Genomic DNA, 18,048 nt, shown 5'->3' on the forward strand with positions numbered 1-18,048 from the left:
CTATGACGAAGAAGTCACCCTGGGCCTTTGCCGCGGCGATGGCCGCTGCCCTTCTGCTCGCACCGTTGATCTCTGCGGCGCCGTCGGCGGTGGCCGCCGACGACGGGCCCATACACACCTATCGGGACACCCCCGGGGATGTCCGCTCCGATCGGTTCACGCTCTCGGCGAACGGCACCGACGTGTTCGTCACGAAGTACGCAAACCGGTACAACAACCGAATGGCCGTCGCCAGGTTCGCTTCCGATGACACGACACCGGTGCTCACCGTGACGGCGAATGAGCCGATCACCTCGTGGAAGATCCATCCGGAACGCAACTATCCCAGCTCGGTTGTCACCGTCTCAGGCAATACCCTGACCTTCGAGATGTCGGATGCGCTGCGCTACGCGATCGTGGAGATCAACGGCACCCAGCCTGGCCTCGCCATCGTCAACGATCCGAACGAGGATCCGGTCAGCATCCCCGATCCGGCGGCAGCAAACGTCGTCAACGTCGCGGACTTCGTCACGGACGCGACCGGTGCCACGGATCAGTCGAGCCAGATCGCTGCTGCGGTCGACGAACTCTACTCCAACAGCGCCAAGGACACGCTGTACTTTCCGGATGGGTGGTACACCCACCGCGGCCTCGATCTGCGCGACCGCACCAAGCCCGTAACGATCTACACCGAAGAAGGGGCTCTCCTGAAGAACCGGATGCAGCCCACCATGGAAGCGATGGAGCCGACGATCGGCATCTGGGACTCCTCGAACATCACCTTCTCGGGTCGCGGAGTGTTCGACGGGAACGGGTTCGCGAACTACGACACCGGTATGGGCGGATGGCGCCACGATGCAGCGACGTCGCAGCACCAGGGGGGCGTCATGCTCGTGCGCTCGGAGAACATCGTCTTCAACGACACGCTGGCACGCGATGCTAAGCAATGGAACTGGGAGACCCACACCGCGAAGAACGTGACGTTCAACAACATCAAGGGGCTCTCGCCGTACGCCAACCCCTGGGTCGATGGCGTCAACCTCGCGAGCGGTCAGAACATCACGGTCAACGGAGCGATGACCCTCGGCAACGACGACACGTTCGCCAGCGGCCACTACAACCCGAACGACAAGTTCACGCCCGACCCGGACCGCCTGACGTGGGACACGGCAGACACGTTCGGCATCTCGGTGAAGGACCACCTCGGCTGGACGGTGGGCGCGGGCAACGGCGTCCGAATCGGTGGCGGCGGCGGGTACCTGCAGCGCGACTTCACTTTCGACAACGTCAACTACGTCGGCTTCGCAAACCTCGGGATCACCCATGGGAACTCCACGGAGGTCACGAGCCTGACGTTCAAGAACAGCTCCTTCGACACCTCAAAGGTCGGGACGAACTTCGCCCTCTCTGGCCGGGGAAGCGCCACCTCCGATCGCCTCGGGTCGCTCATCCTCGATAACGTGTGGTTCTCGAAGAACCTTCCCTCGAGCGTGTCGAACACGACGGATCTGCACGTCAACGATCTGACAGTTGCAGGAACACCCGTCACGCGGGCAACACAGATCACGCTCTCGCTGAACAACGTCACCAACGTCGACTTCGACTTCGTGCGGGACGTGGCACCCGTGTTCGGCGCCCTCCCGGATGCAGAGGTCCAGGTGGAGACCGAACTCGTCCTGCCGATCCCGGTCAGCGACGGAGACGGCGATACCGTGGTGGTTACATCGGATGCCCTCCCCGCCGGCAGCACACTTACCGACAACGTGCTGCGGTGGACGCCGACGAGTGCACAGGCGGGCAACGTGGTCATCCCCCTTCTGGCCACCGACTCGCGCGGCGCGACGGCCGTGGGCTCTGTCCGAGTCAAGGTCATCGACCCGAATGCCGAGACGATCGAGATCCCGGTCGCCGCCGACGCCAACGTCCAGGCCTGGAACACCGAGCAGAGCCAGAACTACGGCGACAACGAGCATCTGCGCCTGATGAACCTCAACGATGCCGTGGTCGGCGGGGTGATGGGCGAGAAGTATGCGGGAAACCAGTCGAACCGGGACTCCAAGCTCGGGTTGCTCTCCTTCGACGTGGGCGAGCTCGCGGAGCGCATCCGAAGCGATGAGCTGCTCTCGGCAGAACTCGTCATGACCTATTCGGGGCCGGCTAAGAGTGGCCTCTCTGGCGCGAACGCGCTGGTCGCGGCGCGAGCGACGCCGGGATGGATCGAAGGAGACGGCAAGACGACTCTCCCGACGCGCGTCAACACGATCCCCGACGCCGTGACCTGGCTCACCAAGCCGACCATCGATACGTCGGTCACCGCCACCTCGGCGCCCTTCGACGTGACCGCCGCCAACAAGGTCGGTACTGACGGGTCTTACAGCAACAGCCAGACCCCGATCGGGGTGAAGGCCGTCGTGGACATCCTTCCCCTGCTGAACGACATCCCGGCGGACACCTCAGTGCTGTCCCTCGCGGTCAACGAGACGAAGAAGCAGGACCTGACCTTCGTCTCGCGCGAAGGAGCTGCGCGCAACGCGAACGCCGCTGGCATGGAGCCTCACCTCGTGCTGACGTTCGCTACCCAGCCGGCGGCGACCGCCACCGCGGCCAGCCGCTGCGTGGCCGGCGCAGTCTACGTCGCCGTCACCGTCCGGAACAACTCGGACGAATCCATCTCGTCGACAGTGACCTCGACGTGGGGTTCCAAATCGATCTCGACCCTCGCTGCGGGTAAGGGGACCTCTGTCACCTTCGCCACGAGGTCGTCCACCGTCGCGGCGGGCACCGTCGAGATCGACATCACGGGCAAGACCAGCGGCGCGACCCGCACCCTCACCGCCTCCCAGCCCGCGCTTTCCTGCGGCGGCTGAGGAGGCAGCGGCGGGGTGGATCTGGCGATCACCGCATCCACCCCGCCGCCGCATCTCTGCCGAGGACGCGAACCATCCCACCTTCGGATGTGCACCATTCAGTGTGGCGCGCTCGGAGATGTCGAATGCAGCTCTGCCCGACTGGCGTCGCTCAGAGCGCATTGGCCCTTTCAGTCGGGGCGGGATCGGCCGCGATACGGATGACGCAACTTCCAGAAACATCTATTCGTGACGTCCCCTCAGGGAAGGACGTCACAAACGAGAGGGATAAATGACCGCCGCACGAATCGCCCTTGACCCCCGCTTCACCGTGGGGCCCATTGATCGGAGGATATTCGGCTCATTCGTCGAGCATCTGGGGCGGTGCGTCTACGACGGGATCTACGAGCCGGGGCATCCGGAGGCGGATGCGGAGGGCTTCCGTCGCGATGTGGTCGCGCTCGTGAAGGAGCTGGGGGTGACAATCGTTCGATACCCGGGTGGGAACTTCGTCTCCGGCTACAAATGGGAGGACGGTGTCGGTCCCCGGGAGGCTCGGCCGCACCGACTCGACCTGGCGTGGCATTCGCTAGAGACGAACGATGTGGGATTGCACGAGTTCGCGGACTGGGCCAGAAAGGCAGAAGTCGAGTTGATGCTCGCCGTCAACCTGGGCACTCGCGGGGTCGCGGAGGCGCTGGATCTCTTGGAGTACAGCAACGTTCGTGGCGGGTCCGCTCTGTCCGAGCAGCGCCGCATGAACGGCGCCGACGAGCCGTTCGCAGTCCGAATGTGGTGTCTCGGCAACGAGATGGACGGTCCGTGGCAGCTTGGGCACCGCAGCGCCGCCGACTACGGCAAGCTCGCGGGCATGACGGCCAAAGCGATGCGTCAGCTCGATCCTTCGGTTCAGCTTGTGGTGTGCGGCAGTTCGAATTCGGGCATGCCGACCTTCGGGGCGTGGGAGCGCGAGGTGCTGGAGCAGACTTATGACGACGTCGACTTCATCTCATGTCACGCGTACTACCGCGAGACAGACGGGGATCGGGCGAGCTTCCTCGCCTCCGCCGTCGACATGGACGGCTTCATCGAAACGGTCGTGGCCACCGCGGACCACGTGAAGTCAGTGCTGCGCAGCGAGAAGACGATCGACATCTCGTTCGACGAGTGGAACATCTGGTACGCAGCGCGTTTCGAGAACGACGAGCGCATCACAGATATCGAGACGTGGCCGATCGCGCCGCGACTGCTCGAAGACGTGTACACGGTGACGGATGCCGTCGTCTTCGGCGGCCTGCTGATCTCTCTTCTCAAGCACGCCGATCGCGTGAAGGCGGCGAGCCTCGCCCAGCTGGTGAACGTCATCGCGCCGATCATGACCGAGCCGGACGGTGCCGCGTGGCGCCAGACCACGTTCTTCCCCTTCGCGCTCACAGCACGCCTGGCACAGGGTACGGTCCTCCGCCTCGAGATCGAGTGCGGGACCGTTGCCACGTCGGTATACGGCGCCGTCCCCGTCATCGACGGCGTCGCGACGCTAGCTGACGACGGCAGTGTGGCGCTGTTCGTCACGAACCGCCATCTGACGGACGTGACAGATGTGACCATTGATCTTGGCGCTCTCGGCGATGTCGTCGTGAGCGAGTGCCTCACGCTTGCCGATGAGGATCAGGATGCCTCCAACACCCGCGAAGACCCCGACCGAGTGGCGATGCACGTGAATGACAGCGCATCCGTGAAGGATGGCGTGCTGACGGTGAGTTTGCCTGCCGTGTCGTGGACCGCGATCTCGCTCACCCGCGCTGGAGCCTTCCACGCGGCCGGGCGGAGTTCGCAACGATCAGCGTGAGATAGCGCATCTGAACCCGGGTGGCGGTCCCGTTCCGCTACCCGGGTGCCGCCGCGTTCGGGTGAGGAGCCGACTACCGCGCTGCTCATCCGCCCCAACCGCGGCCGATTCACGCTGCTTGCATTGGCAAGCCCGTGGGAGTGGCTCAGCTGTGAAGGAAGTCCTGCCGCGCGGGCACGACGACGTCCTTGAGGAACAGCTTCACGACCGGCCCTCCGGCAAGAGGAAGGCGCGGCGGCAGCATCACGTGCAAGCCGGAAGTTGTCTGCTCCCACGTCACGGGCGCGGTGCCGCCGAGCACGCTGACCTCGCGTATGCCGCGATCGAGTAGGCCGGAACCCGCGCCGAGGGCGCTGACGCGTGCGATTCCGTCCTCCGGCTCGGCGAGCAGGATCGCGTATACATAGTCACCGGTCACGTCGTGTCGACTGGTGAAGCGGACGTCTGCAGCGCCGTACGCCGGGGCGTCAGAATCCACGAAGGAGCCGACAACCGGTTGTGTCGGCCCCTCCTGTGCAATGCGCCATGGCCGCGTGCCATAGATCGCCTCGCCGTTGCGGGTGAGCCAGTCTCCGAGGCCGTCGAGGATCCGCTGCTCGGCATCCGGGATCGTCCCATCGGGCTTGGGGCGGACGTTGAGCAGGAGCAGGCCGTTCTTCGACACGGTGTCCGCGAGCTCGGCGACGAGCGTGTCCACTGACTTGTACTCGTGGCCATCGACCCAGCTCCACGACGTCTTCGAAATGGCCGTGTCGTTCTGCCACAGGGACGAGCGGATCCCGCCCATGGTTCCGCGCTCGATGTCGTACACGGCGCTGCCGTCGGCGAACGCCTCCCACTTGTAGTTGATCACGACTTCGCGACCCCATTCGACGGCGCGGTTGTTGTAGTAGTAGGCACCCAGCATGCGCACGTACGGCTCGAAGGCGGGCTGCTCGATCCACCAGTCGAACCAGAGCACCTGCGGTCGATAGTTGTCGATGAGCTCCACGGTACGCAGCACCCAGTCCTCGAGGAATCGTTCGTGCGGCGTCAACTCTTCACGCTGGGCGGGGCCGTAGAAGTCTGCATACGCCGGATCGCGTACGTCGGAGTCGAATCGTGAGCCTCCGTCCATGAAGAACCAGTGCTCCGCTCTGTGGGAGGACGCACCGGGCACCATCCACGCCTGGTCGACCGATGCGGTCAGCTCGCCGAAGACGTCTCGGCAGGGACCCATCACGGCAGCGTTCCAGCGCGACCGCTGCGTCTCATACATCGCGAAGCCGTCGTGATGCTCGGCCACGGGAACGACGAACTGCGCACCTGCGCGCTTGAAGAGGGCAGCCCATTCGCGCGGATCGAAGTCGCGCATCGTGAAATGAGGGATGAAGTCCTTGTATCCGAAGTCACGATGCTCGCCGTACGTCTCACGGTGGTGTGTGAGGTCCGGGGACGCTTCGAGGTACATTTTCCGCGAGTACCACTCGTTATGGAAAGCGGGAACGGAGTAGACGCCCCAGTGGATGAAGATGCCGAGTTTGGCATCGATCTACCGGCGTGGCGGCTCGTCTTCACGAAGGGACTCCCACGTCGCGGAGTACGGCCCCGCATCGATGACAGCGCGGACTGCTGAGAGCGCCGCCGCATTGTTGGACACGTCAACGGGTTCCGGCAGCGTCTTCGGGTCGAGTGGTGCGAGCGATCGGGTCATTGACGTCGGCTTTCTGCGTTGAGGGCTCGGGTCGTCGATGAAAAAGCGCCCGTCGTCGTCACGATCGGCTACTGAACCTTGTCCGCGAGCTTCGACCGCGACGATCGTGCTGATCTGGGAGTCGACCGAGTCCGTCGCGCAGGACGAGCGCCGGGACTCGCAATCGAGTGCGCCGGCATCGTTGAGAGTCGTCGTGGAGCTGTGAAGCAGAAGGGACTGTATTTCGAAGGATGATCGGCCCTTCGGCGCTGAGAACGGCTTCTAGCCTGCCCACCTGAGCTCCAGCGTATGCGAGTCGGAGTCGTCGAGGCGAAAACTGTCGACAGGCTCGGTCCCATCGTTGACGGTCGCCGGGCGGGGGAGAAGCACAGTGACTCCCTCTCGACGGACCCATCGGGATACGGCATCGGCGGCGAGGACAAGACGAACTCCATCGTCAGCCCAGTTCAGCGTGACGACTCGGAGACCTGTCCGAGTGGTGAGCCCGCTGACGGAGCCGCGCGTCCAGGAACTCGGGCGCGCCGGCAGCAAGCGGATCGTGTCGCGCGTCGATTGTACGAGTGCAGCAGCGATGAGAGCAGGCAACCCACCGCTGGCGTCGACGTTGAACAGCCGCCCTGCGTCGTGAGTTGTGGTCATCGCCGGCGTGAAATGCAGGCGTGCGAGCCATTGGACGCATTGCTCCAGCGCGACATGATCACCCAGAGTGGCAGCCGCCAGACCGAGCTGCGTGAGCCCGAACGCCATCTCCATGTTCCCGGGCGGGGGGCCCGGGTTCTCCGCTCGCCAGGCGATCTTGTCGTGGATCAACTTCGCTGCCGCGGCGCGCAGCTCGGGATCCGTGAAAGCCTCGTCAGCTTCATACCAGAGCGCGTAGAGCTGGCTGGTGTGTCGGTGGGCGACTTGATCGGCCTGCCCGGGGAACGACCACTCGGCCAGGCGCCCGCCTTCGACTCGATACCGCGGTCCGACCGCGGGGATCTCCACCGGCGGCACTCCCCGGGCTTCGGCGAGTACGCGCGCTGATCGTGCAACGTCGCGGAGAATCGCGACATCCATCGCGGGGTCCACCGAGATCGCCGTGGAGGATCCGAGCGGAGTGTTCTCGGGTGAATAGGCAGGCGCGAGTCGCTCCTGCGAAGCGACCGCCTGGTAGAACCGCAACACCTCTTCAACAAGGTGCCAAGAGTGGTCGTCGACGAGGCTGCGGTCTCCTGTTGCCAGAACGGCGTCCGCGAGCATTCGGAGGACCCAGCCGCCGGACCCCATCCAGAACTGAAGAGGAAACGCCGGGGAGAAGTGGTTGGCCAGGCCGTGACTGCTCATACGACTCGGGAGCAAGGCTCCCTCGACTCCGAAGATACGTTTCGCGTTGGTGCGGAAATCATCGAGATGTGGGACGAGCAAGCGGGAGACCGACCGCATGAGCTCGGGAGTCCCCGTCGACACGAGCGATGCGATCGCACCGTTCTGCATGTTGCCGTTCAGGGTGTAGTCGGCCGACCACGCCGGTGACCAGGTGCCCTGCCAGACACCCTGCAAGGTAGCGGGGAGGTGCCCCGTGGACGAGATGATGTTGTACCGACCCGCCGCGTAGGCCAGCTCGATGAGAGCCAGATCATGGTCGACGTCACCTGCTGCGCGCCCCAGCAGCGTCTCCGTCGTCACGTCATCCGGAACGTGGGAGCCCAGACGAAGCGCCGAAGCCGCTTGCAAGGCATCGTGTCGATGCAGATCGGCCACGGGATGCTCGATGCCGTCGTCGACCACGACCGTGATGTCGATCCGAGTCCAGCCGCCCGAGCGGGTGTCGACGCGGACGCAGATCTCGTCATCTGTGGTGCTGACGACCGCGCCGCCGGGTGCCTGGATGCTCGTCGTGGCTGAGACCACTCGCCCGCTCTCGGGGTGGGTCGCGCGGAGTTCGAGACCGGCCGTCTTTTCGTCTTTCCTCGAAACTCGGGGTACGACGCGATCGGCGTAGTCGGGCGATTCCCCTCGGACCGCAGCGCGGTTGCTCGGCATGACGAGCCGCGCGGTCAATGATCCGGGGCCTTCGGACCGGTGTCGGACGATGACGTGCTGGGTGCCGCGGGGAGCAGATACTCGAAGCTCGTTCTCGCCATTGTGGTCCGCCCAACCGAGGGTGACCTCTCCCGTCACGAAGTCGACCGACCTCCGATAGGTCCGCGGATCGATCGCCCCGCAATCGATGCGCAGCTCAGAGGTCGGCCCGAGCGGATCGGTCCAGATGAGATCGTCCATGCCCGCCGCTGAGACGATCTGCGCGACCACCGCAGCTGCTCCTGCGGCGTTCGCGGAAAGGAGTTCGCGCCGGATGTCGTCGATGCCCATCGCGATGTCCGGAGGCGGCGTGGTGGCATTCGCCGGGACGAAGAAGCGCTCGTGCGCCAGCGACACGACGTGCTCCGCCGGGGTGCCCCAGACGATCGCTCCGACGCGGCCGCTGCCTGTGACGACGCCGTCGAACCACTGCTTGGCAGTGCTCGTGCTGGTGAAGGATTGCCGTCCGCGACCGGCGGGGAGCGTACCCGCCGAGAACGTGGTGTGATCGGTCTGGATGCGTGGCACGTTCAGCGGCCTTTCGCTCGGTGAATGCGGTGGAGGAGGCGCCGGCTTCCGACCGACCGGTTTCCGGTCAGCGGCCCGTGAGGTCATGGTTCGGCTCGACCGAAGCTCAATACGCCGCAGTGTTTACGTAAACACCTCTAAGAAAAGTACACGCGTCGATCTGAGGAAGTCAACGACAAATCAGTGGTTCGGCGGCCGCACGTCAGGAGTCTGAGTGCTCACCGAAGGGGCCGGTCGAGGCTCGTACCACGAGGCTCGTGTCGATCAAACGCCGTCCAGCCGGAACTTCACGGTGCTCGATCTGGTCCACGAGCAACGACACAGCGGTCGCACCTGCAGTCTCGAAATACTGCCGCACCGTCGTGAGTGGGGGCCAGAAGTGGGCGGACTCCTCCATGTCGTCGAACCCGACCACGCTGACGGCGGCGGGCACCGCGACTCCGCTCTCGTGAAACGCGCGGAGCGCCCCAAGTGCCATCTGATCATTGGCGGCGAAGACCGCAGTCACACCGCCGCGAGCAGCGAGCTCCAGGCCGGCGCTATAGCCAGACTCCGGTGTCCAATCGCCGATCACAACGTCGGGGATCATGCGACCAGCCTCCTCGAGGCGAGAACGCCATGCCTTCGCCCGTGCAGCAGCGGCGTTCGACACAGCCGGCCCGCCAATGTGCCATACGGTCGGATGCCCGAGGGCCAGGAGATGATCCACGGCGAGCCGGGCACCCTGCTCTTGATTCGCGTCGACCGAGGGGTGCTCGAAGGCGGCTCCCGCATCGACGATGACCGCCGGCACCCCTGGGGGTATCTGGAGGGCGGCCGTAGCGGACTTGCTTGTCTCCAGGATGAGGATGATGCCGTCGACGGCGTCTTGGCCGAGTCTTCGCATGGCCCAGGAGAAGTCTGCGGTGCCGAGTTCGTCGGGGGTGTGTTGCACCGAGATCAGCTCGACCGCGTAACTCCTCCGCGCGGCTTCGTTGGCGATAGCGCTCACCGTTCGAACGTTGCCGAGGGTCTCGAGCCCGAACGCGACCACGGCGATCGACCGGAACTCGCCCCTTCGGAGCGCCCTAGCAGCGTTATTCGGACGGTAGCCGAGCTCCTCCATCGCCAGCTCAACGCGCCGGCGCGTGCGCTCGGCGACGTTGCCCATGTTGTTCGCGACCCGCGAGACAGTCTGACCGGAAACACCTGCGAGCTCGGCAACATCGCGCATGGACACCGACCGAGAGCGCCCTGCCGGCATCTGCCCTGCACCTTCCCGAATGACTCGCCATCTGCTGACGTCAACAGAGTACCTGTCGGCGCACCGCATCCACAGATCTGACGCTCGGACGCGTTCGATCCCGAAGGTCCGCACTCCACCCTTTCGCGAACATAATACGTATGATTTAATGCGATACCGTGGCATCCAGCCCGCACCGATCACCCACGAAGGAGTGGACGAATGGTCCAACGAACATCCCACCGCAGCCGCGCAAGCGCCCTCGCGCTGGCGTCCTTGCTGGCGATCCTTCCTGTCGGCCTCGGAATCGAGGCGGCGAACGCCGCCGACGAACCGACGAGAACGCTCCATGTCGCACCCGGGGGAACCGGGGAGCTCTGCGCTGAAGACGCCGCCTGTTCGCTGAACCAAGCGCAACAACAGGTGCGGCGCCTGGCGCCTGACATGAGTGGCGACATCACGGTCGTCCTGGCGGACGGAACCTATCGCCTCACCGAGCCGCTGCGATTCGGCGCCGAGGATTCGGGTCGCAAGGGCCACACCGTCGCGTGGGTGGCCGCGCCGGGTGCAACGCCGGTGTTGTCCGGCGGAGCGCGAATCGGCGGGTGGGCGCTTGCACCCGGGTCCAACACGGTCTGGAAGGCGCGGGTTCCGGCGAGTGTCCAGATCGACCCCGGTCAGCTCTACGTCGACGGGGCGATGGCGACCCGAGCCCGGACCCAGTTGTCGCGGGGCGACATCTCCATCACAGCAGGGGGAGTCGACCTCACGTCACCGGCCCTGTCGTACTTGAACGACATCAAGCAGCAGGACCGCGTCACGATGGAGTTCGTGAACTCGTTCACCGACCGGTACTCGCCTGTCAAGAGCATTGCGGGCAACCACCTCACGATGGTGCAGCCCGCGTGGGACAACAACACCTGGGGCTGGGACACCGTCCAGCGTCCCTTCCGCAACGGCCCTGTCTACATCGAGAACGCCCGCGAGTTCCTCGACGAGCCGGGTGAGTGGTACTACGACAAGGCCGCACGCACCGTGTATTACCAGCCGCTCGAGGGTCAGAGCATGAATGGCATCAATGTGGAGATGCCGCGGCTCGAGTCGCTGCTGCAGATCGGCGGCACGTACGACGATCCGGCACACCACTTGACGTTCTCGGGGATCCGGTTCAGCGCTACGGCGTGGACCGCACCCGACAGTGACCAGGGCTACGCCGTCCAGCAGTCCGGTGCCTTCGCCTACGGCACGGCAGCGCGCCCCGCGGACGCCTTCAACAGTTGCGGGAGAGGCTGCCGCGCGTTCGAGGGCACGCGCAATACCTGGCGCATGGCGCCGGCCGCCGTACAGGTCTCAGCCGCGAACAACATCGCCCTGACCGACAACGTCTACACCAACCTGGGCTCAGTGAGTCTCGGAATCGGACTGGACGCCAATGCGCACGCGTCGGGAGTCGGCCTTGGCGCGAGCGACGTGATCGTCAGTCGATCCCGCTTCTTCGAGAGCGCCGGCGGCGGGATCGTTGTCGGCGGCATACAGCCGGATGCGCACCACCCCTCGGATCCGAGGATGACGAACAAGGACATCGCAATCTCGGACAACCTCGTCCATGACGTCGCGAAGGTGTATGAGGACCAGACCGGCATCCTGTTCACGTACGTGACCCGGGCGACGGTGACGCACAACGAGGTCTGGAACGTTCCCTACACCGGTATCGGTGCTGGATGGGGATGGGGGACAAACGACGTGGGTGGAAACGCGGAGTACGTCACCCGAGGTCTCTACGACTTCCAGCCGATCTACGACACGCCCACGACCTTCCGCGACGCCCTTGTCTCGCACAACTATGTTCACGATGTCATGCAGACGATGCACGATGGTGCTGCCTTCTACAACCTCTCCAAGAGCCCAGGAAGCGTCCTGGAAAAGAACTACCTCGTCGCTCCGACCGCGATGGGAACCTACTTCGACGAAGGCTCGGGTCTGTGGACTTCCCAGCGCAACGTCTACCGCGTCCGGACACCCGGGAACACCTGGAACGCCGGAGCCGGCAACATCACCTATAAGGACAACTGGCTCATCGGCTCGAACGCGTCCTCGTTCGATGGTCCGACGAACACGGTGTCGGGGACGGTTCTGCTCGGCTTGGACCAGGTGCTGCCGTTGGCGGCGGCGCGAGTGGTATACGACTCCGGCCTGTCACAGGCGCTGCGCACCACTCTCGACGCGCAGCGGCCGGCTATGTCGGTGTCCCTGATACCTGCAGCGACCAGCCAGCCCGGCGGGTCGGCGACTCTCGAGGCTACGCTGACCAACCTCGACGTGAGCGCGGCGCTCGAGGACGTCTCCGCAGCACTCATTGCGCCCGATGGATGGTCCGTGACGGCCGATGCGGCTCAGTCGAGCATCGATCCTGGCGAAAGCGTCGCAGCGCGATTCACGGTGACGCCGCCCCCGAGCACCGGCCAGCTGATCGAAAAGGCGTCCATCGCGAGTTCGGTCACCTACCACCTCCACGGGCAGATCGGGACAGCGGTGAGCGCGCCGACGACACTCTCGGTATCGTCCTCGCCGGTCACCAGCCTGAGCACCTTCGAGTCGGTGGCCAGCGTCTTCGCCGAGAAGGACGGCGTCTTCGTGATCGGCAATGCCGGCGCCGACATCTGGAGCGGTGGAAGCCAGTCGGACGACGAGTACGGCACGATCTTCTCGCCGGATGGCTTCAAGGATGGGTCCGTCATGACCGTCCGCGTCGACAGCGAAGAACCCATCAACGCATGGACCAAGGCGGGACTCGTCGTTCGCGACGACCTCACGAAACCGCGTCAATCGCTCGGCTACCTCGCCCTCGTCGTAACGCCCTCCAACGGCATTACGTACAACTACGACGCAAATGGCGACGGGCTGCTTGACAAGTCGTGGCAGATCCGAAATGTGAAAGCCCCGGTGTGGTTGCGGCTCACCCGCACCGGCTCCTCTGTGTCGGCCACCTACTCGATCGACGGCGCCACGTGGGCAGCTGTCGGGTCACCTGTCACGTTGTCCGCCCCCCAAGAGGCGCAGGACGGAGGGATGATCTACTCCTCGCACGACCGCAACAAGTTCGGCACGGCGGTCTTCAGCGGCTTCAGCTTGAACTGACCGCGTTGAAGGACGCGGGACGGGCGCGAGCAATTGCTGCTCGCGACCGTCCCGTGTCTGCGTGATGGCATCGGCGCACTCACCTGCGGTCGGGATGGCGCCTTCAGCGGTGGGAACTCAGCGGGGCGGGCTCGTCGGCGGCCGGCACTGCCGCGTCGCCCGCATGAGGATGCGACGTCTGATCCTGTTTGGAGGATAATCATCAGATGTATGCGACGCAGCTGGCGTACGACGTTCTGTCGTCTTGGCGGGTATCGAGGACATCCAGGATCGCCAGGCTCCCGTGCTCGACGTATTCTCGCGCCGACATCAACGCGCAGCGCATCGATCAGCTGAACCCATCCAACTCACCCTCAAAGCGAGGAAACGATGCCGCACGACGACCACCACGCCCCCGTGACGAACGAGCCGCGAGCAATCACATCGCAGGCGATCGGACACATGTCGCCGTATGAAGGCAGCTGGGGTCACGTCGTGCTCGATGGGGACTTCGCCGACCCCGACGTTATCTTTGCCGAAGGGTTCTATTGGCTGATCAGCTCAACGTTTCACTACTCGCCGGGCATGGCGATTCTTTGCTCCGACGACCTCCGCTCGTGGCAGTACGCGGGGCACTGCGTCGCCGACATCACCGCACTTGGGCAGGCTTATGCCGGCGAGGCGATGTCGCGGGGAAGCGGCGGCATGTTCGCCGGGTCGATCCGTGAGCATGACGGCACGTACTTCGTATATTTCACGACGTTCGAGGAAGGCCTCTTCGTCGTCAGGGCACCCCACCCTGCCGGCCCGTGGACCCGGCCGTTGCTGATCTGGGATGAGCCGTTCTGGGACGATCCATGCCCGATCTGGTCAGACTCCGGCGAGGGGTGGCTCGTGCTGAGCCGTCCGGGATATCCGACCGACAGCGGGTGGAAGACCTACGTCATGCCCCTGTCGGGGGATGGCCTTGAAGTTCAGCCGGACCGCCTGCGAATCCTCGACGACACCTGGTCCAGTGAAGGCAATAAGGCGTACCACATCGATGGGCAGTACTACGTCCTGCATAACGAGGTTCGTTCGCTCGGCAACCGGGTGGCCGTCATCATGCGAGCGCCCACGATGGACGGGCCGTGGGAGAAGCGTGACCTGCTCGTGAGCGAGGCCGCTGATCGGGATAGGGAGCCCAACCAGGGTTCACTCCTGCAAACAGTCGAGGGTGATTGGGTGTTCGTCACGCACCACGGCAGAATGGGCTATCCGGAAGGACGTCCGGTGAGCGTTCTCCCGGTGACCTGGGCAGACGGATGGCCAGCCGCCGTGCTGACTTCCGCGCTACCGTCTGCCAGCAGACCGGCGAGCACGATTCTCGGCATGAGTGACGCGTTCGGCTCGCGCACGCTCGGTCCGCAGTGGGAGTGGGTGTATCAGCCCGCGCCGGATTCCTGGGAGGCGACCGCGACCGGGCTCCGTTTGGCGGCACTTCCCCCACGAAGGGCTGGGGACCCGCGCAGCGTGAGGAATCTGCTGACGCAGCGCATGCTGAGCGGGCAGGGCCAGGTGACGCTGCACATCGAGATGGGCGCGGCTGACCCGGGCACGGTCGTGAATATGGGCAATCTCGGGTCACCGTTCTCCGCCCTCCAGGTGCGACGCTCGACCTTCGACTGCAGCATCGACGTCGTTCACGGCGAGGTTGCGCTCGACGTTGAGGAAGGGCCGAGGGTCCCGATCTCGTGGTCTCTCTGGCTGCGTGTCAACTACGACCTCCGATCCTTCGCGTCGTTCTCCTTCTCGGTGGATGGTGAGCGCTTCTTTCCTGTCGGCTCCAGTTACAGGACGGGAATGCTCGGTTATCGCGGTAACAGAATCGCCGTCGCCGCCTGGGACGACGATCGGGATGAGGATGTCCGAAAGGCCTCCAGCTGGGTCACTCTGCGTCGATTCGTGTACGAGCGCTCCGAGCAGGAGGACCCTGCGACATGACTGAAGCGATGCAGGTGCGCGAGGCGATATTCGGTTCCTCGGATGCCCCGTGAGCTAGGCATCGCGGGGTGATGCTCGGCGGGATCATCGGGCGGCGCGTGGGGCAAGTTCTGAAACTATCAGCGACACGTGGCCGTCGTTCTGCAGGTACTTGAGACGGGAACTGTCGGCGTTCATGCAGATCATGACTAGCCCATCGTCGTCGACAAGATGTCAGCTCGCTAGCGATGCGGGACGGCCTGATCGCGGTGACCGTCGCCGTGACGGCCGGGTTCGGCGTGCTCACCACGGTGATCGCGGCCGCGGAGGTCTCGCCCAGGCGACGTGTGCGGGAACGGCGATGCGGAACGGGTCGTCGATGAGCTGGACGATAACGCACTTGTGGCCACCGGTGAGCACGTGCTCGGTCGCGTCCAGCTGCCAGCACTCGTTCGGCACGCGAATCACGACCGGTCGCGAACCGAAGGACTTCAGCGAGCGACGAGGCGATTCGGGGTCCTCGGTACGCCGTGATCCCAAAGCAACGAAGAAAACCCCCTCCATGTAGAAGCTAGGAGAGGGTTTCAGTGGCTCCGACCGGCATCGATCCGGTGACCTTTCGATTTTCAGTCACACTTGGCTCGATTTTGCTCGATCCGCCACGGTCTCATGCTGCTGAAGTTCCGCCGGTTTCCGAGTCAGCTTCGAGCCGCTGGCACCGCGCGGATCCGCCCGGTTCCGCGCCATTCGTGGGCAATTCGTGGGCAACGTGACGACCGCCGAGGGACGGTTCGCTTGTGATGCATCAAGACATGCCTGACGTTTCTGCATCAGGACATCTCCGACAGTCGATGCATGACATCCCTCATAGTCGGTTGCGGGCGGGGTCGCGGGGTCGGCGGTTGCTGACGTGGGTGGCTCCGGGTTTGGGCCAGCGGGTGCTCGATGATGATGGTGCCGCGGAGGTCGAAGAAGATCACTGTCTTGCCCGCGTCCATGACACAGACCCGCTGGCCGCCGAGGGCGCGGCCGATGCTGGCCTGGATGCCGCGGAACTCGACGGACCCGCTGTCTTGCACCACCTTCACCCGAATATCGTCCGCGGGTCCGGGCAGCGGTGATTGCTGCGAATGGCGCGTCGGCGCGGCTTCCCCGGCGGTCTCGCCACGTGGACGCGTGTGAAGGACAAGATTGCGTCGGGCATCTTCTCGGACGGCTGGAGCGAGGAGATCGGCGCCTTCACGCAGTATGCGAACTGTGACGTACCCGACGCCTCGCTCCTGCTGATGCCCGCGGTGAAGTTCATTTCGCCATCTGACCCGCGCTTCCGTTCCACGGTTTCCGCGATCGCGGCCTAACTGGTCACAGACACGCTCGCGTTCTGCTACGACGCTGCCCATTCCCTCGACGGCCTCGACGTGGAGGAGGGCACGTTCTCGATGTGTTCCTTCTGGTACGTCGACGCACTCCCGCACGCTGCGGACGCAGGAAGCCAAGCTCGCGCTCGAGAAGATGTTCACCTACGCCAACCCGTCGGGCTCTATGCGGAGGAGATCGGGCCGGACGGTGCGCAGCTCGGCAACTTCCCTCAGGCGTCAACCCACTTCTCGCTCATCAGTGCCGCGGCGAGCCCCGACCGTGCGCTCGGCTGAGCGCGAACCGTCGTTCGCTGAGAACGTGCGGGAAAGGCCCAGCCGCGCGGGGTCGGACACCTCAGCAGGGCAGAGAGGTGCCCGGCCACGTCGTGAAGGTCCCTCCGGGAATATCCGAGCTCGGGCGTCGGCGGCGTCGTTCAGCACCGCGTGAAGGCGAAGGCTGATCACACTGAGAGCGTCGTGGCGACCCACAAGAGAATCCGCCTGCAGCTCCTGAACCTGCTTGGACGGGCTGTACCCGTCCTTTGGGCGCGCCGGATGTTCTAGATCGACTGGCAATTACGTGGCAATGGTGCGCGCGCTGGCCTCGGAACCCGATCTCGGCCGGTGACTTCGTAGTCGACGTGCGCTGAGCACGTCGGCCCCTCGCGGCGCAGCGCCAGGGGTCCGTCCGCCCGCTCGGCGGCAGCCGGGTTGCCCTTCGGCCACTTGCCCCGATGGATCAGTCGTCGCGACCGCTTCGGTCGCCTGCCAAGAAGACGATGACGATGGAACACAGCACCTCAACTGTCAACCACGACGACGGCGTGGCGAGCGACGCGCTCTTCGCGGCGCTCGCTGCAGTGGGATGCCTCTAACGCGCGCCGAACTTTGACGATGCGGTTAGCTACATGCCCGGAAAGCCGGCCGGACGAACGGCTGTCGCGCCGAGAAGGACGTTGCCCTCTGGAGGGGCGTCAATCGGTCGCAGCGCGGTAAGGGATCAATGTCGCGCAACTCCGGCTGGTGTACCTGTCATCGTCGACGACGCTAGCGGTCTCGGTTGACGATGAAGTAGGCGTGATTTACGACAACGCCGATAACCACTCCGCGGGATCGTGCGACAGCGGCAGATGGACCCCATCCACAGGGCGGGATGAACGAGTCCCGTCGCTCGTTCGCCTAACCGCGTCCTGAAGTCTCGTACGAGTGCGGTAATGTAGCGGCTAACCACACGGGTGCCCTCGCAAGGGCTGAGATCGGGCTGACGCGGCCTGCGACCGTTCGAACCTGTCCGGGTAATGCCGACGAAGGAAGTAGGGGTCGCCTCCATGGAGTCCGTCAATTCCTCGCGCGCTCTCGCGCATCTGCGCGACGCTGAGTATGGCATCCGAGCGCTGGTTGACCGGATCTCGCTCAGCTCGTCTCCGCAC

Annotated in this window: 9 protein-coding genes and 1 riboswitch; of the genes, 5 read left to right on the forward strand and 4 right to left on the reverse strand. The window is 64.8% G+C overall.

What is annotated here, in order from left to right; all coding sequences use genetic code 11:
- Nucleotides 1-2 precede the first annotated feature (2 nt).
- Together MRBLWS13_RS14050 and MRBLWS13_RS14055 are read left to right on the forward strand one after the other, a co-directional pair.
- Complete coding sequence (locus MRBLWS13_RS14050; protein WP_349425958.1) at nt 3-2,846, forward strand: putative Ig domain-containing protein; 2,844 nt, start codon at nt 3-5, stop codon at nt 2,844-2,846.
- A gap of 271 nt (nt 2,847-3,117) precedes the next feature.
- Nucleotides 3,118-4,674 (forward strand): alpha-N-arabinofuranosidase, encoded by a 1,557-nt coding sequence (locus tag MRBLWS13_RS14055; protein WP_349425960.1) that lies wholly within the window; start codon nt 3,118-3,120, stop codon nt 4,672-4,674.
- Nucleotides 4,675-4,819: 145 nt separating this feature from the next.
- Here MRBLWS13_RS14055 and MRBLWS13_RS14060 read toward each other — a convergent pair whose 3' ends face one another.
- The 3 genes from MRBLWS13_RS14060 to MRBLWS13_RS14070 all read right to left on the reverse strand — a co-directional run bounded on the left by MRBLWS13_RS14060 (nt 4,820) and on the right by MRBLWS13_RS14070 (nt 10,172).
- A complete protein-coding gene (locus tag MRBLWS13_RS14060; RefSeq protein WP_349429072.1) occupies nt 4,820-6,205 on the reverse strand; it encodes an alpha-L-fucosidase in 1,386 nt (461 codons plus the stop codon).
- 423 nt (nt 6,206-6,628) lie between these two features.
- The gene (locus MRBLWS13_RS14065) at nt 6,629-8,137 is read right to left on the reverse strand and encodes a glycoside hydrolase family 95-like protein (RefSeq protein WP_349425961.1); all 1,509 of its coding nucleotides are present in this window, start codon (nt 8,135-8,137) and stop codon (nt 6,629-6,631) included.
- Nucleotides 8,138-9,161: 1,024 nt separating this feature from the next.
- On the reverse strand, nt 9,162-10,172 hold the full coding sequence (locus MRBLWS13_RS14070) for a LacI family DNA-binding transcriptional regulator (RefSeq protein ID WP_349425962.1): 1,011 nt from the start codon (nt 10,170-10,172) through the stop codon (nt 9,162-9,164).
- A gap of 453 nt (nt 10,173-10,625) precedes the next feature.
- Here MRBLWS13_RS14070 and MRBLWS13_RS14075 point away from each other — a divergent pair, with 453 nt between their 5' ends.
- Together MRBLWS13_RS14075 and MRBLWS13_RS14080 are read left to right on the forward strand one after the other, a co-directional pair.
- Nucleotides 10,626-13,319, forward strand: coding sequence for an NEW3 domain-containing protein (locus MRBLWS13_RS14075; protein ID WP_349425963.1), 2,694 nt, complete (start codon nt 10,626-10,628; stop codon nt 13,317-13,319).
- A gap of 369 nt (nt 13,320-13,688) precedes the next feature.
- Complete coding sequence (locus tag MRBLWS13_RS14080) at nt 13,689-15,281, forward strand: family 43 glycosylhydrolase (RefSeq protein ID WP_349425964.1); 1,593 nt, start codon at nt 13,689-13,691, stop codon at nt 15,279-15,281.
- An 809-nt stretch (nt 15,282-16,090) separates the two neighbouring features.
- Here MRBLWS13_RS14080 and MRBLWS13_RS14085 read toward each other — a convergent pair.
- Nucleotides 16,091-16,348 carry a hypothetical protein gene (locus MRBLWS13_RS14085; RefSeq protein ID WP_349425965.1) on the reverse strand — a complete coding sequence of 86 codons (258 nt, stop codon included), beginning with the start codon at nt 16,346-16,348 and terminating at the stop codon, nt 16,091-16,093.
- A gap of 42 nt (nt 16,349-16,390) precedes the next feature.
- Between MRBLWS13_RS14085 and MRBLWS13_RS14090 the strand changes: the two genes are divergently transcribed.
- Nucleotides 16,391-16,618 (forward strand): hypothetical protein, encoded by a 228-nt coding sequence (locus MRBLWS13_RS14090; protein WP_349425966.1) that lies wholly within the window; start codon nt 16,391-16,393, stop codon nt 16,616-16,618.
- A 1,221-nt stretch (nt 16,619-17,839) separates the two neighbouring features.
- A riboswitch (TPP riboswitch) is annotated at nt 17,840-17,948 on the forward strand.
- The last annotated feature ends 100 nt before the right edge of the window (nt 17,949-18,048 follow it).

Source organism: Microbacterium sp. LWS13-1.2 (genome assembly GCF_040144835.1).
In the GTDB taxonomy this organism is placed as follows: Bacteria; Actinomycetota; Actinomycetes; order Actinomycetales; family Microbacteriaceae; genus Microbacterium.

Excerpts from the sequence above, each read along its gene's own strand:
- MRBLWS13_RS14050 (WP_349425958.1), top strand. The coding sequence starts at position 3 with ATGACGAAGAAGTCACCCTGGGCCTTTGCCGCGGCGATGGCCGCTGCC.
- MRBLWS13_RS14055 (WP_349425960.1), top strand. The coding sequence starts at position 3,118 with ATGACCGCCGCACGAATCGCCCTTGACCCCCGCTTCACCGTGGGGCCC.
- MRBLWS13_RS14070 (WP_349425962.1), bottom strand. The coding sequence starts at position 10,172 with ATGCGCGATGTTGCCGAGCTCGCAGGTGTTTCCGGTCAGACTGTCTCG.
- MRBLWS13_RS14075 (WP_349425963.1), top strand. The coding sequence starts at position 10,626 with ATGAGTGGCGACATCACGGTCGTCCTGGCGGACGGAACCTATCGCCTC.
- MRBLWS13_RS14080 (WP_349425964.1), top strand. The coding sequence starts at position 13,689 with ATGCCGCACGACGACCACCACGCCCCCGTGACGAACGAGCCGCGAGCA.
- MRBLWS13_RS14090 (WP_349425966.1), top strand. The coding sequence starts at position 16,391 with ATGGCGCGTCGGCGCGGCTTCCCCGGCGGTCTCGCCACGTGGACGCGT.